14 protein-coding genes and 2 pseudogenes are annotated in these 14,701 nt (G+C 71.2%); 9 read left to right on the forward strand and 7 right to left on the reverse strand.

What is annotated here, in order from left to right:
* Window positions 1–9 precede the first annotated feature (9 nt).
* Complete coding sequence (locus tag BJF85_RS07395; protein WP_075846337.1) at window positions 10–276, forward strand: cory-CC-star protein; 267 nt, start codon at window positions 10–12, stop codon at window positions 274–276.
* The gene (locus BJF85_RS07400; RefSeq protein WP_075846288.1) at window positions 267–1,181 is read left to right on the forward strand and encodes an ArsA family ATPase; all 915 of its coding nucleotides are present in this window, start codon (window positions 267–269) and stop codon (window positions 1,179–1,181) included. Before BJF85_RS07395 ends, BJF85_RS07400 begins: the two co-directional genes overlap by 10 nt.
* A gap of 6 nt (window positions 1,182–1,187) precedes the next feature.
* On the opposite strand, the gene BJF85_RS07405 is transcribed toward BJF85_RS07400, so the two are convergent.
* Window positions 1,188–2,171, reverse strand: a complete 984-nt coding sequence (locus tag BJF85_RS07405) for an arsenic resistance protein (protein WP_075846289.1) — start codon at window positions 2,169–2,171, stop codon at window positions 1,188–1,190.
* A gap of 101 nt (window positions 2,172–2,272) precedes the next feature.
* Between BJF85_RS07405 and hemW the strand changes: the two are divergent.
* Window positions 2,273–3,465: pseudogene (hemW, locus tag BJF85_RS07410) on the forward strand (radical SAM family heme chaperone HemW).
* A gap of 31 nt (window positions 3,466–3,496) precedes the next feature.
* On the opposite strand, the pseudogene BJF85_RS07415 reads toward hemW, so the two are convergent.
* Window positions 3,497–4,677, reverse strand: a pseudogene (locus BJF85_RS07415) (trans-acting enoyl reductase family protein).
* A gap of 239 nt (window positions 4,678–4,916) precedes the next feature.
* Here BJF85_RS07415 and BJF85_RS07420 point away from each other — a divergent pair.
* Together BJF85_RS07420 and BJF85_RS07425 are read left to right on the forward strand one after the other, a co-directional pair.
* Window positions 4,917–5,231: a WhiB family transcriptional regulator gene (locus BJF85_RS07420; protein WP_075846290.1), complete on the forward strand. Its 315-nt coding sequence runs from the start codon at window positions 4,917–4,919 to the stop codon at window positions 5,229–5,231.
* A gap of 81 nt (window positions 5,232–5,312) precedes the next feature.
* Window positions 5,313–6,293: a TIGR03557 family F420-dependent LLM class oxidoreductase gene (locus BJF85_RS07425; RefSeq protein WP_075846291.1), complete on the forward strand. Its 981-nt coding sequence runs from the start codon at window positions 5,313–5,315 to the stop codon at window positions 6,291–6,293.
* A gap of 37 nt (window positions 6,294–6,330) precedes the next feature.
* On the opposite strand, the gene BJF85_RS07430 is transcribed toward BJF85_RS07425, so the two are convergent.
* From BJF85_RS07430 to BJF85_RS07445, 4 genes are all read right to left on the reverse strand, one after another.
* The gene (locus BJF85_RS07430) at window positions 6,331–6,627 is read right to left on the reverse strand and encodes a DUF202 domain-containing protein (RefSeq protein WP_075846292.1); all 297 of its coding nucleotides are present in this window, start codon (window positions 6,625–6,627) and stop codon (window positions 6,331–6,333) included.
* A gap of 11 nt (window positions 6,628–6,638) precedes the next feature.
* Window positions 6,639–7,028, reverse strand: coding sequence for a YidH family protein (locus tag BJF85_RS07435; RefSeq protein ID WP_075846293.1), 390 nt, complete (start codon window positions 7,026–7,028; stop codon window positions 6,639–6,641).
* Complete coding sequence (locus BJF85_RS07440) at window positions 7,025–7,519, reverse strand: GtrA family protein (RefSeq protein WP_075846294.1); 495 nt, start codon at window positions 7,517–7,519, stop codon at window positions 7,025–7,027. The genes BJF85_RS07435 and BJF85_RS07440 overlap by 4 nt, the downstream gene beginning before the upstream one ends.
* 84 nt (window positions 7,520–7,603) lie before the next feature.
* Window positions 7,604–8,026: an STAS domain-containing protein gene (locus tag BJF85_RS07445; protein ID WP_369822113.1), complete on the reverse strand. Its 423-nt coding sequence runs from the start codon at window positions 8,024–8,026 to the stop codon at window positions 7,604–7,606.
* A gap of 493 nt (window positions 8,027–8,519) precedes the next feature.
* Between BJF85_RS07445 and BJF85_RS07450 the strand changes: the two genes are divergently transcribed.
* The 4 genes from BJF85_RS07450 (at window position 8,520) to BJF85_RS07465 (ending at window position 13,704) form a co-directional block, all read left to right on the forward strand.
* Window positions 8,520–8,816, forward strand: a complete 297-nt coding sequence (locus tag BJF85_RS07450; protein WP_075846295.1) for an iron-sulfur cluster biosynthesis family protein — start codon at window positions 8,520–8,522, stop codon at window positions 8,814–8,816.
* A 133-nt stretch (window positions 8,817–8,949) separates the two neighbouring features.
* Entirely contained in the window at window positions 8,950–10,134 is a 1,185-nt protein-coding gene (locus tag BJF85_RS07455) for a zinc-dependent alcohol dehydrogenase (protein WP_075846296.1), read from the forward strand.
* A 239-nt stretch (window positions 10,135–10,373) separates the two neighbouring features.
* Complete coding sequence (locus BJF85_RS07460; protein ID WP_158056818.1) at window positions 10,374–13,061, forward strand: hypothetical protein; 2,688 nt, start codon at window positions 10,374–10,376, stop codon at window positions 13,059–13,061.
* Between the two features lie 31 nt (window positions 13,062–13,092).
* On the forward strand, window positions 13,093–13,704 hold the full coding sequence (locus BJF85_RS07465; protein ID WP_075846298.1) for a hypothetical protein: 612 nt from the start codon (window positions 13,093–13,095) through the stop codon (window positions 13,702–13,704).
* Here the strand turns inward: BJF85_RS07465 and BJF85_RS07470 are convergent.
* On the reverse strand, window positions 13,701–14,701 hold a 1,001-nt coding region (locus BJF85_RS07470), incomplete at its 5' end, for an HNH endonuclease signature motif containing protein (protein WP_139320510.1). The genes BJF85_RS07465 and BJF85_RS07470 overlap by 4 nt on opposite strands.

A 14,701-nucleotide genomic window follows, 5' to 3' on the forward strand; every position in this document is an offset into this window, starting at 1 on the left:
CACGTGTCGATGCGGGCGCGGTTCGGCGACTGGTGGCGGCGGCTCGAACGCGGCCACGAGTTGCTGTTCGTCGCGCGGTGGCGGCAGGGTCTGCGCAGGGAGGCCCGCCGCCAGGACGACACACTGCGTGCGTTGCTGCTGCTCGAATCGCTCGGTGTCGACAACCCGGTGGCGTACGAGACGTTGGACGTCGTGCCGTATCTCGTCGCGGATTTCCACGCGTGGCATCAGCGCATGGGCCGGGACGAGTTCGGCGACGCCGGGGTGTGCTGTTGATCCGGTTCTTCGGCGGTAAGGGCGGGGTCGGCAAGACGACCCTCGCGGCGGCGTTCGCGGCGCGGCAGGCGAGCCGCGGCGTGCGCACGCTCGTCGTGTCGACCGACCCCGCGCATTCGCTCGGGGACGTGCTGGACGTGCCGTTGTCCGACGAGCCGCGGCCGGTCGCCGACGGCCTGCTGGCCGCGGAGATCAGCGGGGAGCGGCAGGCAGGCCGGCGCGTGGCCGAGGTGCTGGAGGACGCGCGGCACGCCGTTCCCCGCGAGGTGCTGCCCGCCGTGGAGCGGCATCTGCGGCGCGCGGTCGACAGCCCCGGCACCGTCGAGTCGGCGTTGCTCGACCGGTTGACCGACCTGGTCGAGGGCACCGGCGGCGACTGGGACCTGCTCGTCGTCGACAGCGCCCCGACCGGGCACATGGTGCGGTTGTTGAGCCTGCCGGAACTGCTCACGCCGTGGATCGAGGGGCTCACGCGCAATCGCCGCACCGCGCGCAACGTCGACCGCTACGCCGACGCCCTGTTCGGCGAGAACACCGACGAGGCCGATCCGCTGTTGGACCGGTTGCACGCGCGGCGCAGGCGGCTCGACGACCTGCGCACGCGGTTGCAACGGGACGCACGGGTGCATCTGGTGCTCGTGCCCGAACGCCTGCCGCTCGCCGAGACCGAACGGGCCGCCGACCAGCTCGGCGAGGCGGGACTGCCGCTCGGGGCGGTGCTGGTGAACCGCGTCGCGGGCGACGGTGAGGCCGGGGTGCTGGCGAGGCGCCGTGACCAGGAGGCCGCCGTGCTGGCGCGGGTGCGGGAGCGGTTCGGTGACGTGGTGACGGTGCCGTTGCTGCCCGGTTCACTCGCGGGCCTGGCCGAGCTCGGCGAACCGGGGGAGTGGCTGGACGCGCTGTAGGCCCGCTCAGCCGGACGGCGCGTGGTCGGTGCGCTCGCGGAGCAGCCGGGGGACCAGCCGCACGAACACCACCATGACCACCAGTTCCACGAGGGTCTGCGTCACCACGACGAGCGGGGCGAGGTCGAACGCGGCCGGCAGGGCGAGCACCAGCGGCAGGACGACGAGGGAGTTGCGGGTCGCGCCGCTGAACAGCACAGCGCGGCGGCCGGCGACGTCGAACCCGCCGACCCGGCCCGCCGCCGCGCCGAGAACGGTCATGACGACCGCGAACAGGACGTAGACCGGCACGACGAGCAGCAGCGATCCCAGTCGCGCGCCGACGCCGGCGATCTGCGAGGCCACCACCACGGCCAGGGTCGCGACCATCAGCGGCACCATCGCCTCGAGCACCAGGCGCTGCCACACCCGGCCCGCGCGCGTGCGTGCCGCCGCGAACTGCGTCACCGCGGCCGCGGCGAGCGGCAGCGCGATCATCACCACGAACGCCTCGACGAACGGTCCGAACTCGACGGTGTCGACGAACTCGGCGCCCACGAACAGCCACAGATACACCGGCAGCAGGACCATCTGCGCGAACATCAACAGCGGCGCCGCGACGAGCAGCCGCTCGCTGTCGCCGCCGGCGAGCCCGGCGAACACGATCACGTAGTCGATGCACGGGGTCAGCAGCACGAACAGCACGCCGATCAGCAGCACCCGGTCGTGGGCCACGATCCGCGACAGCAGCCACACCACGATCGGCACGACGAGGAAGTTCAGCACCGACACGGTCGTCAGGAAACGCCAGTCGCGCAGTGCGCGGCCCATTCCGCCGAACGGGATGCCGAGGAACGTCGCGTACAGCAACAGGGCCAGCACGGGCAGGATCGCCGCCTCCGCCGGAGCGGCCGCGCCCTCCCACGACAGCCCCACGGCGGCGCCCAGCGCCAGACCCGCCAGATAGAGCGGAACCTGGTGCCGTTCCATCCACTGCACAGGTCCCGACATGCCTCGCCCCGACTCCCCGCCCTTGTGCTCGCTCGACCGCGCCGTCACGGTAGCCGGTCGGCCTGCGGCGGCCCGCGCGGCCGTGGTGGGAGACTGGAGGGGTGAGCACTCCCGAGGATCTTCATCTGCCCGACTCCGCACTGGAGGGTCTGGGCACGCGGCCGTTCGGGGTGTACGTGCACGTGCCGTTCTGCGCCACGCGCTGCGGCTACTGCGACTTCAACACCTACACGGCCGGTGAACTCGGTTCGGGCGCCGCGCCCGAGGACTGGCTCGAGGGCGTGCGCCGGGAACTGGACCTAGCGGCACGGCGGATGCCGGGTGCGCCCGCGGTCGACACGGTGTTCGTGGGCGGCGGCACCCCGTCGCTGTTGGGGGCCGACGGACTCGGCGCCGTGCTGGAGGCCGTGCGCGGGGCGTTCGGGCTGGCCGCCGATGCGAGGTGACCACCGAGTCCAATCCGGAGTCGACGTCACCGGAGTTCTTCGCCGGACTCCGCGAGGCCGGCTACACGCGCGTGTCGCTCGGCATGCAGTCGGCCGCGCCGCACGTTCTGCGGATCCTCGACCGGGTGCACACGCCGGGCCGGCCGGTCGAGGCGGCGCGGGAGGCCAGGGCGGCCGGCTTCGAGCACGTCAACCTCGACCTGATCTACGGAACGCCGGGGGAGCGCACCGAGGACCTGCAGGCCTCGCTGGATGCCGTGCTGGCCTCGGGGGTCGACCACGTGTCGGCGTACGCGCTGATCGTCGAGGACGGCACCGCCCTGGCCCGGCAGGTACGGCGGGGCGATGTTCCCGCCCCGGACGACGACGTGCTCGCCGCCGACTACGAGCTCGTCGACGCGATGCTCGAGAAGGCAGGCCTGCGCTGGTACGAGGTGTCCAACTGGGCCGCCTCGGAGGACGCGCGCTGCCGACACAACCTCGGCTACTGGCTCGGCGGCGATTGGTGGGGCGTCGGCCCCGGCGCGCACTCCCATGTGGGCGGACTGCGGTGGTGGAACGCCAAACATCCCGCGCGGTACGCCGCGACCCTCGCCGGCGGCGCGCTGCCCGTGGCCGGTCACGAACTGCTGACCACAGAGGACCGTCACCTCGAACGCGTGATGCTCGAACTCCGCCTCGTGGAAGGACTCCCCGTCGACGCGCTCGACGCCGACGGCCTCCGCGAGGCCCGCGGGGCCGCCGCCGACGGACTGCTGTCCACAACGGACCTGGACGCCGGTCGCGCCGTGCTCACCGACCGCGGACGCCTGCTCGCCGACGCGGTCGTCCGCCGCCTCGTCTCCTGACCGGCACCGGTCGAGGCGGTGCCGCGGCGGGCTACTCGTCGAGGACGCGGATGCGCAGACCGGCGTTCTGGAGACGTTCGACGAGCGGGTCGCCCATTGCGACCGCGGTCGTCAGCTGACCGGAGCCCGACGGCACGTCGTCGAAGGCCAGGCACAGCGCCGACTCGGACATCATCTTCGCGGTCTCGTCGTAGCCCGGGTCGCCTCCGGCGAACTCGGTGACGACGCGCCGGCCGGCGGCCTCACCGGTGAAGCGCACCTGGAACCACGAGCGGGCGCGCCGCTGCGCGCTCGGACCCTCACCGGGCTTGCGGATCTTGCCGAGCGCGTTGCGCACCGGCGGGATCTGCGCGGCCACGCCCATCACGCCCAACCCGGCGCCGGTCGCGACCAGCGTCGTCAGGCGCTTCATGGCCGCGGTCTGGTGGTAGGTGAAGCGGCGACCGTAGGCGGGCATGGCCGCCGCCGAGCGGCCCACGATCTGCGGATCGAGCGTGGGCATCGGCACCAGCCATTTGCCGGTCTCGGCGTCCCGGGTGGGTGTGCCGAGCGGGGTGTGGATCGACCGCTCGGTGGGCCACGGCTCGGCGGCCTTGCGGCGCTTGGCCACCGCCGACATCTGGCGCGCGCGGGAGAACGCCGTCAGCGCCGAGGCGTACGTGCCGCCGGAGAACTCGGCGTTGGCGCGGATCTGGGCGCGCACCGTGACGTCGGCGTCCTTCGCGGCATCACCCAGTTGGCCGATCGTGAAGTAGACGCCCAGGTCGTACGGGATCGAGTCGAACCCGCACGCGTGCACCAGGCGCGCGCCGTGCGGCGGGCGGTCTCGTGGTGGGCCAGGTACATGCTGTCGACGAACTCGGGCTCACCCGTCAGGTCGATGTAGTCGGTGCCCGCGGCGGCGCAGGCCGCGACGAGCGGCTCGCCGTACTCGACGTACGGCCCGACCGTCGTCACAACCACCCTGGCCGCCTCGGCAACCTTCGCCAACGACGCGGCGTCGGTGACGTCCGCCTGCAGCAGCGGCAGGTCGGCGCACTCCGGGTTGATCGCGGTCAGCCGCTCGCGCACCGCCTCCAGCTTGGCCGGGTTGCGGCCGGCCAGTGCCCAGCGGCACCCGTCCGGAACGTGTCCCGCGAGGTACTCGGCGACCAGGCCTCCGGTGAATCCGGTGGCTCCGAACACCACGATGTCGTACTCGCGCTGCGGCATGTGCGTCCTCCGGCGTCGCTGCTCTACGGCGTAGCCGGAGCGTACCGGAGCTGCCGGGGCCGCGGCGAAGATCCTGATCTCGTGGGCGTGATTGAACCGTCGGCAGGCGGGGTACCACGTCGATCATGACGGACAACGCGCTCGTGGTCCGCGACGACGCCCGCGGGTTCCGGGCAGGTGTGAGTTCCACACCTGTCGGGTACACCGCGCACCGCACAGCTTCACGGAGGTGATCACCCATGGCCGACACGTCCCGTCTGCCGACGCCGGTGGCCGAGATCTGGGAATGGCAGCGGAACGGCAACTGCCGAAACCTGGACAGCTCGGTGTTCTTCCATCCCGACGGTGAACGCGGCTTTGCCCGCGCCGACCGGGTCGCCAGGGCGAAGGAGGTGTGCCGCACCTGCCCGGTCATCGTCCAATGTCGACGTCACGCGCTGAACGTCCAGGAGCCGTTCGGGGTCTGGGGTGGACTCGACGAGACCGAACGCCGCGAGGCCATCGCCCGCCGCAAGCGGTTCGACGCGCCCGAACGGGAGCCGGCCCTGCACTGAGGGACCGCGGCGACCCGACAGAACAGGACAGCGGATCCGACGATCTCGCGTGGCGAAGGGCGACGCGAGACAGGGGGAAGTGTGCGTTTCGGCTATACCCTGCTGACCGAACAGACCGGACCGAAGCAACTCGTCACCGATGCCGCGAAGGCCGAGCAGGCCGGCTTCTCGTTCGAGGTCATGAGTGATCACTACTCGCCGTGGCTCGACGAACAGGGGCATTCCCCGTACGCGTGGTCGGTGCTCGGGGCCGTCGCCCAGGCGACCGGCGACGTCGAGCTCATGTCGTTCGTGACGTGCCCGACGATGCGGTACCACCCGGCTGTCGTGGCGCAGAAGGCCGCGACCGTGCAGGAACTGTCGGACGGGCGGTTCCTGTTGGGACTCGGGGCCGGCGAGAACCTCAACGAACACGTCGTGGGGCGCGGCTGGCCCCCGGTGAACGTGCGCCACGAGATGCTCTCCGAGGCACTCCAGATCATCAACTCCCTGTTCGACGGTGGGTACACCAACCTCTCCGGCGAACATTTCCGGGTGGACTCGGCCACGCTGTGGGACCTGCCCGCGACGCGGGTACCGATCGGGGTGGCGGTCTCGGGCGCGCAGTCGGTCGAGAGGTTCGCGGCCGCGGCCGACGCGATGATCGCCGTCGAGCCGAAGGACGACCTGTGCCGCCGGTGGGACGATACGCGGGCGCAGCTGGGCGTCGGCAAGTCCCGGAAGGTGGGCCAACTTCCGGTGTCGTGGGACCGTGACACCGACGCGGCCGCGCGCCGTGCGCGGGAGCAATTCCGGTGGTTCGCGGGCGGCTGGAAGGTCAATGCCGAGCTGCCCGGCACCGCGGCGTTCGCCGCGGCGACCCAGTACGTCCGCGAGGACGACGTGGCCTCGGCGATCCCGTGTGGAGCGTCGCCGCAGGCCGTCGTCGATGCGGCACGGTCGTTCCGCGACGCCGGCTTCACCGATCTGGCGTTGGTGCAGGTCGGCGGCGATCAGCAGGACGAGTTCCTCGCGGCGGCCGAGGACGAGATCCTGCCCGCACTGCGCGAGCAGCTGGGCTGACCTCCCGCCTGCGGTGTGGCAGACGCGAGCGGTGCGGTCAGTGCGGGACGAGGATCGCGACCAGTCCGGCGAGCGCGGTGAGGGCCACCAGCACCGTGGCCGTCGCCGCGACGCCGGCGTGCAGCGGCGGTGTGCCGCTGCGCAGGGCGCGGGACCGGGCCAGACCGGCGATCGACAGGACGGCGGTGCTGAGCACGGCGACGGGCGCCGCGGTGCTCAGCACCGCCGAACCGTGTGTCACGGCGGAGTGCACGAGCAGTCCGGTGCACGCCGCCGACGCCAGCGCCGTGCGCTGCCACGCCAGTCCCGTCCGCTCCGGTTGGGCCTCGTTCACTCCGGCCCCGCTCAGCCGACCAGGACCAGGACGAGCGCGACGACGGTGATCGCGAGGATCCCTCCGGCCAGCACGCCGAGCAGCAGGTTGTGCGGCATGGGCGTGCCCCGGCGCATCGCCCGCTGCACGGCGCGCCACCGCGGGTAGGCGGCTGCGGCGAGCACCAGCGCCAGCCCGATGCACAGCGCGGCGAGCACGGTCCGTGGACCCTGTTCGGCCAGGCCCGGCACGAGTTGCTGCACCGCCACCCCGCCCGCGACGAGACCGAGCGCCGTGCGCAGCCAGGCCAGGAACGTCCGTTCGTTGGCGAGTGTGAAGCGGAAATCGGGTTCGCGGTCGGCAGGGTGGTCCGCGGCGGTCGGGTCCGGCGCCGGGCCGCCGGTCGGGCGGCCGTCGCTCACGGGTCGCCTCCGCCGTCGCGGCGCCACACGAACACCCACCAGCGCAGCACCAGGAACCGCAGGATGCCCCCGACCAGGCTCGTCGTGACCAGGACCGTCGCCTCGGTCGCGGGTTCGGGAGAGTCGGCCAGCAGGTGCAGCAGCCCCAGCGCCGCGGTCCCGGCGCACGCGTAGAACAGGAAGGTGCCGACGGTCTGCAGATGCTGCCGTGCCCGCGGGCCGGTGACGTCGTTGAACGTGATGCGCCGGTGGAACTCGGTGTTGAGCACCGTGGTGATCCCGATGGCGACCGGGTTGGCCAACGGCGCGGTGAGCGGTTCGCGCAGCATGAGGAACAGCACGCCCTGCAGCGCCGTGCTGATCGCGCCGCCCACGACGTACAGCGGGACGTGCCGCGCGAGCCTGGGGTGGTGCCGCCGGTGCGGCCGCCGGGCGCCGGTGGGCGGCAACAGGCGGGGTCGCACCCGGACCCGGGGCCGCGCGAGGTTCATGCCTAGACGATACGTGTAACCCGCTGACCGGCGGGAACGACGCCCCCGCCGAAGTAGCCGGTGGTGCTTACGCAGCCGGACCGTTCATGTGCGGACCGCTTCGACCGCGCTGTCCAGATCGGCGTGCAGAGGCATTTGCTCGGCCAGGCCGGTCGCCTCGAGGGGGCGCAGCACCACCCGGGTTCCGGCGACGATCGCCCAGGTCAGGCGGTCACCGGACGACGCCTCGACGAGTTCGGCGAGGACGGACAGTCCCGCCGAGCCGAGGAACTCCACCCCGTCGAGGTCGAGGACGAGGCGTGCCGGCGTGGTGAGTTCCTCCTGGATCCAGCTGCGCAGGTCGGGTGCGGACAACAGGTCGACCTCGCCGCTGACGCGGGCGAGCACGATGCCGTCGGAACGGCGTTCGGCATCGATGCGCATGGCGGCGTTGTCGGTCGTGGCCGTCGGCGCGGCGGTCGTTGCGGCCGTGCCGGACGTGGGTTCGGGGGTGTCGATGTTGTGCACTGCTGGTCTCCCTTCGTCGATGGGCCGGAAGTGCTCATCGACGCAAGATCGGGTCCGATGAATCGGTCCTGACGGAAATTATGTACCGGCTGCGCAAGGCCCACCGTAGAAACCTCGGCCGCAGCTTTCAACTCCGACCATGCGCGGAGGCGTGTGACTAATGCCGGTCGGTGATGTTGTTTAGGGCCACGCCATCGGGGTATCCGGGACGTCGGCTGCAGGAAAAGTTCCGGCTGTCCACTTTCAGAAAGTGGTGGACGTGGGCGCCGGGAAATGCCCGATGTTCGCCGTTGTAAGGCTGTGACAGGGCAGGTGCGAGCTGGTGGCGGGGGTGCGGAGTCGGCGGACTTCGACCCGGCCCGAACCCGGGTGTCGTGGATTTTCCTGATGGCCCGACGTGGTGCGGAAAATGGGCGTGCCGGTAGCGCAGCGCGGTCCCGGGACCTTTACGGTGGGAATGGCAGCCTCAAGCAACCGAAGGGAAATAGCGACCATGCTTGCGATGACTGACGCTGCCGTGGAGGCGATCAGTGCGCTGACCGCTCAGGACGGTCAGGACGCCGCCGGTCTCCGGTTCGCGGTCCGGGAGGAGACGGAAGAGGGAGCGCAGCTCGCCCTGTCGGTCGCCCCGGGGCCGGAGGAGGGCGACCAGGTGCTGGGAACCGAGAGCGGGGCCCGGGTCTTCCTGGAAGCCAAGGCGTCGACGTTCCTCGACGACAAGGTCCTCGATGTCCAGCAGGACGAGCAGGGACAGCTGAACTTCGCGGTGATGCAGCAGCCGGAAGGCTGACGCACCCGTCCTCGACGTTCTCCGTGTGCCGGCGCCGCCCTTCGGGTGCGCCGGCACACGTGTGTTCGGGGTCGGTGATCGCGGGTAGTCGCAGCCGACGAGAGTCGACCGCCGATCCGAAAGGGCATCCGTGATGAAGGCTGCGACCTGGCAGGGTAAGCGTGACGTCCGTGTGCAGGAGGTTCCCGACCCGCGCATCGAGGAGCCGACCGACGCGATCGTGGAGATCACCTCGACCGCGATCTGCGGTTCCGATCTGCATCTGTACGAGGTGCTCGGTCCGTTCATGACGCCGGGGGACGTCCTCGGCCACGAACCGATGGGCATCGTGCGGGAGACGGGTAACGCCGTGCCGAACCTGAAGCCCGGAGATCGGGTCGTCGTTCCGTTCAACATCTCGTGCGGGCAGTGCTACTACTGCTCGCAACGCCTCTACACGCAGTGCGAGCGCACGCAGGTGCGCGATCAGGGCAAGGGTGCCGCGTTGTTCGGTTACACGAAGATGTACGGACCGGTACCGGGTGGTCAGGCCGAACTGCTGCGCGTGCCCCAGGCGCACTTCGGTCCGGTGAAGATCCCCGAGTCCGGGCCCGACGAACGATTCCTGTTCCTGTCGGACGTGTTGCCCACGGCGTGGCAGGCGGTGGAGTACGCCGACGTGCCCGTCGGAGGCAGCTGTGTCGTCCTCGGACTGGGGCCGATCGGGCAGATGTCGGCGCGCGTCGCGCGGCACCGCGGGGCGGGGTCCGTGCTCGGCGTGGACCTGGTCGACGAGCGGCTGCAGATGGCTCAGCGGCACGGTGTGGACACCCTGGATCTGCGTACGGTCAAGGACGTCGGCGAGGCGGTGCGCGAGCGCACCGACGGCCGGGGTGCCGACGCGGTGATCGACGCCGTCGGCATGGAGGCCCACGGAGCCCCGGTGAGCACGTTGGTGCAGCAGTTCGCGACGTTGCTGCCCGACAGGGTGGCGGAGAAGGTGTTCGCCAAGGCCGGCCTCGACCGGATGAGCGCGCTGTACACGGCGATCGACGCGGTGCGCAGGGGTGGCACGGTGTCTCTGTCGGGTGTCTACGGCGGCATGGCCGACCCGATGCCGATGTTGACAATGTTCGACAAGCAGATCCAGCTGCGGATGGGTCAGGCCAACGTGCGTGCGTGGACCGACGACATCCTGCCGTTGCTGACCGGTGACGGCGATCCGCTCGGGGTGGACGATCTCACCACCCATCGCGTACCGCTCGACGACGCATCCGATGCGTACGGCATGTTCCAGGCCAAACGCGACGGTGCCATCAAGGTGGTGCTCGAGCCCTAGCCCGGCACCGGTGCGGATGGTCGATCCCCACGATGTGCCCGTGTGTTCGGGGCCGGTCGACGGCGTCCGGGGTGTAGGGTCACTCGACCCGGTGAAAAGCGTGGTATGTCGGTATCGGAAGATTCGACCGGCGTGAGCCGGGCTCGGGGGCCGGCTGTGACCCGGTGAACGGACGCGCCGCGATCCGGAACCGACGCACGTTCGCGCCCGTCGGTCGTGGTGACGTCGTGGGGACGGGAGTGAGCGTCGTGTCATGGGCTGGGGTGTCGTCGGCCGGACGGGTGCGGCGACGGTGGGCGAGCGCGGGATGCGCGGCTGCCCTCGTCGTGGTCGGCCTGCCCGGCGCGGCTGCCGGGCAGGCGGCGGAGGAGTCGACGTCGTGGACGGTCGAGCACGTGGCGGGCGGCACCGAGGCGGGGTTCTCCGGGGACGGGCACGCCGCGGTCGATGCGAGGATCGGGGGAGGCGGCAACCTGGCCGTCGGCGCCGGTGGTGCGGTCTATCTGCCCGATGACGACGGCGATCGCGTGCGCGTGATCGGTACCGACGGTGTCATCGACACGGTGCCCGGGACGCGTGCGGCCGACAGCGCGACCGGTACGCCGCGCGCGGTCGCGGTCGGCGACGGCGCCCTGTTCGTCGCCGGCGACGATGCGGTCGTCCGCCGGTCGGGCGGGAACGAGTCGGTGCTGGCCACGGTGGGCGATGTCGTGCCGAGCGCCGAGGATCTGGCGGTCGACGACGACGGCAACGTCTATGTCGCCGGGTCCGACACGGTGGCGCGGATCCCCGCCGGCGGCGGGGAGCCCGAGGTGATCGCCGGTGGCGGCCGGGTCCCACCGCAGCGCCTCGACGGTGCGGATGCGACGCGCGCGTCGTTGCCCGCCCACCTGCAGATGGCGGTGCGTGGTGACGGCACGGTGTACCTGCGTCCGGGGGAATCCGAGCTGTATCGGGTCGATCCGGACGGCGCGCTGCACACGCTTCGCGGACCGCATCGGGAGTCCGGGTTCGCCGGTGACGGGGGACCGGTGGACGAGGCGCAGTTCGGTGGGCGCCTCGCCGGTCCGGCGATCGGTCCGGACGGCCGGCTGTACGTGCTCGATGCCCGCAACAGCGTGGTGCGGGTGATCGGCCGGGACGGGGTGGTGACGTCATTGACGCCGCCGGCCATCACTCCCGACGAGGCCGGCGCGCGGTTGGCCGTGTCGGCCGAGGGTGCGGTGTACGTGCGGAGCGGGCCGTCCGTGGAGCGGCTGGTCGAGGTGGACCGCGGTGCGGCCGGGCAGGGCAGGGCGCATTACCCGTCGCATTACAGCGCGGAGGAACCGGGAACGGTGTATCCGGTTGCCGGTGCGGACGAGGGCGCCACGGTCGGCGAGGAGCTGCGGCAGGCGCGGCAGGCGGGTTCGCCCGACCCGGATGTGGAGCAGCGGGTGCGGGTGGCGACGGGTCCGCGTGGGGTGACGTATTACGCCGATTCGGCCGCGCACCGGGTGTGGCGGGTCGAACGGGACGGCGGGGTGGAGGTCGTCGCGGGCACGGGTGAGGCCGGGTTCGCGGGTGACGACGGTCCGGCCGGTGAGGCGCAGCTCGACGAGCCGACGGGCGTGGCGGTCGGCCCGGACGGTGCGGTCTACATCGCCGATTCGGCCAACGACCGGGTACGCCGGGTCGGCGGCGACGGGGTGATCACGACGGTCGCCGGGGATGGCTCGCGGGTCGAGGACGACGCGGACGGGCGGGCTCTCGACGATGAGCGGGCGACCGAGGTTCCGGTGAGTCCGACCGATGTGGACGTGGCCGGCGACGGTGTGGTGTACGTGGCGGAGGGGCCGCACGACCGGATTTCACGGGTCGGTACCGACGGCACGATCGACATCGTGGCGGGGTCCGGTGAGCGCGACGGTGCGGAGGCGGACGGTTTCGCGGCCACGGAGGCGCTGGTGCGCGGGCCGCATGCGTTGACGGTGTCGCGGGAGGGGCGGGTGTTCTTCCTGGAGGGGGGCGACAGGCTCGTGCGGCCGGCGGTGCGGATGGTCGATGCCTCGGGGGTGCTGTACACGGTGGCGGGCACGGCGTCGCCGGGGCAGCGTTTCGGCGCGGACGCGGGCTTCGCGGGTGACGGCGGGCCGGCGAGGGATGCGTTGTTGAACGGTCCGCGGGATCTGGCGGTGCGTGCGGACGGGACGTTGTACGTCGCGGACACCGACAATGCGCGGGTGCGGGCGATCGATGCGGGCGGCACGATCCGCACGGTGGCGGGTACGGGTGAGCGTGCCGACGGCGAGGACGGTGCGCGGGCGCGGTCGGCGCCGTTGGACGCGCCGCAGTCGTTGGATGTGGCGGCGGACGGTTCGTTGCGGTTGGCCGCGGGGTCGGCGGGTGCGGTGCGCGCGGTGTCCGGTGGCGAGTTGGACACGGTGGCGGAGTTGGACGTCGATGGTGGGGTGGGGGTGCAGCGGCCGGCGACGGAGGTGGTGTTCCACCCGCGGATGGTTGACGGGTTGGCGGTGGATCAGGACGGGTCGTTGTTGCTTGTGGACGGTTCCGGCCCGTTGATGACGGTGAACCGGCACGGCATGTTCGACTTCGAGTCCGATGTGGACGGGTTGGGGTCGGGACCGGTGTCGGCGGTCGATGTGGGGCCGGACGGTGCGTGGTATGTGGCGGTGCAGAACGTCGTGTATCGCGTGATGTCGGGTGCCGATGGCGATGGCGATGTCGTGGCGGTGCCGGTGGCGGGCGGTGGTCTGGAGCGGGACGAGGATGTGGGCGTGGACACCTGGACGCCCAGGGCCGCGCGACGATGTCGCACTGACCGACGTGACCGGGTTGGCGGTGGGGGAGAACGGGCTGTTCGTGGCGACGGCGAACAACGTGTATCGGGTGGATGCGGATGGGGGGATCCAGCGGTGGTTCCGTGAGGAGGGGGTTGAGGGGCCGCCGGTGGGGGACATGGCGGTGGGGGAGCGTGACGAGTTGTTCGTGACGGTGCCGGAGGCCGGGCAGGTGTGGCGGTTGGACGGCGAGGGGCGTGGGACGGCGTTCGCGGGTGTCGGTCAGGACGAGGACACGTATTGGGAGGGTGTCGACGGGCTGAATGCGGGTGAGGTGGCGTTGGAGGATCCGCGTGGGGTGGCCGTGGACGGGGGCACGGTGTATGTCGGGACGGCGCACGGTGTGGTGCGGATCGACGAGTCGGGTACGGCGTTGACGGTGGCGGGTGCCGATCGTGCGGTGGGCGCGGTGGGTGCGCTGGCGTTGGATCGGCACGGCGATCTGTATTTCTCGGATTTGAGTTCGGCTCAGGTGAGCGTGTTGATCCAGCCGACGCGCATCGAGGATCCGTTCCATTGGGAGCACATTGTGGGAATCGCCGCGGTGGGTGTGATCGTACTGTTCGGTGTGGTCCGGTTCGGACCGTCGTTGTGGCGGCGGGTGATGGGCGGTCAGGACGCGTCGGCGCGGGACGAGGCCGAGAACTCGGCCGCGGAGGTGCGTCCGGGCGGGTCCGATGTGGACACCGATGATGGGGATGACTGGTTCGACGACAGGTCGCAGCGTTAGAACGGCGGTTTGTCGGGGTCAGGTGGTCGGCCGGGTTGCTGGCCGGGCGGTTCGCCGGGTCGTGGTTTCGGTGTCGGGGTGAGGACGGGTGTGCGCCGTCCGGTGTGAGGGGTTCCGAGTGGTGTGGTGACGGTTGTTGTGCCGTGGGTTGGGTTGTGGGTGGTGGTCCAGCCGCGGGTGTTTTTCATGCGGTGGTGTCGGCGGCAGCGGGCGGTGAGGTTGGCCAGGGATGTGGGTCCGTTGTCGCGGGCCCATTCCTGCTCATGGTCGGTATCGCAGTGCCGCGCCGGTCGGTGGCACCAGGGGACGACACATTCGCGGTCCCGCACCCGCATGGCCTCGCGGATCGTGGCCGTGGGTCGGTAGCGGGACCGGCCCAGATCAACCGGATCGCCAGTCGCCGGGTCGCAGAGCACCTTCCGCCAGGTCGACTTGGGGTTCGTGGCGATCTCCCGCCCGATGGCGCCAGGGATAGGCCCGTAACCATCGAGCTCGGCGCCCGACTCGGACATGGACAGGGCGGTGTCGACGGGCATGTGCACATAGACCACCGCGGCAACCTCGGGCGTCTTCGCGCCGGGGTCGTTGCCCAGCAGCAGGTCAGCCACCACGTCCGCACGCAACTGGTCGTAGCTGCGCTTGTGCCCGTCGCGCTTACGTTGCCGGGCCAACGAATCCACCCGCGCGTAGCAAGCCGCGGCGACCTCGGACCGCATCGTGGTTACGAGCCGCGACTGGCAGTTCTCGCCATGCTCAAGCGTCACCTTCCGACCCTCGTCGGCCTTGCGAGCCCGCTCGACCCGACCGGCCGGGTCCACTTTGTCGACGAGCCGCCGAACGGCCCGAACGAGGTTGTGCGGCAACCACATCGTCTCGGCAGCCGAAGCAAGCTTGTCGACCAACAACGAGTCGACCTCGCGAGCGTGCTCATCGGACAGCACACCCGTCACCTCAACGACCCGGGACGCGGCGTAATACTCAACCTTCCCGTCCTCCA

The sequence above is a fragment of the Saccharomonospora sp. CUA-673 genome (assembly GCF_001942305.1).
Lineage (GTDB): Bacteria > Actinomycetota > Actinomycetes > Mycobacteriales > Pseudonocardiaceae > Prauserella.

What these genes read in the sequence shown, in the direction of transcription:
- BJF85_RS07395 (WP_075846337.1), top strand. Translation starts at nt 10, where the DNA reads ATGCGGGCGCGGTTCGGCGACTGGTGGCGGCGGCTCGAACGCGGCCAC.
- BJF85_RS07405 (WP_075846289.1), bottom strand. Translation starts at nt 2,171, where the DNA reads ATGTCGGGACCTGTGCAGTGGATGGAACGGCACCAGGTTCCGCTCTAT.
- BJF85_RS07420 (WP_075846290.1), top strand. Translation starts at nt 4,917, where the DNA reads ATGGCCGACACGTCCCGTCTGCCGACGCCGGTGGCCGAGATCTGGGAA.
- BJF85_RS07440 (WP_075846294.1), bottom strand. Translation starts at nt 7,519, where the DNA reads ATGAACCTCGCGCGGCCCCGGGTCCGGGTGCGACCCCGCCTGTTGCCG.
- BJF85_RS07450 (WP_075846295.1), top strand. Translation starts at nt 8,520, where the DNA reads ATGCTTGCGATGACTGACGCTGCCGTGGAGGCGATCAGTGCGCTGACC.
- BJF85_RS07455 (WP_075846296.1), top strand. Translation starts at nt 8,950, where the DNA reads ATGAAGGCTGCGACCTGGCAGGGTAAGCGTGACGTCCGTGTGCAGGAG.
- BJF85_RS07465 (WP_075846298.1), top strand. Translation starts at nt 13,093, where the DNA reads ATGGCGGTGGGGGAGCGTGACGAGTTGTTCGTGACGGTGCCGGAGGCC.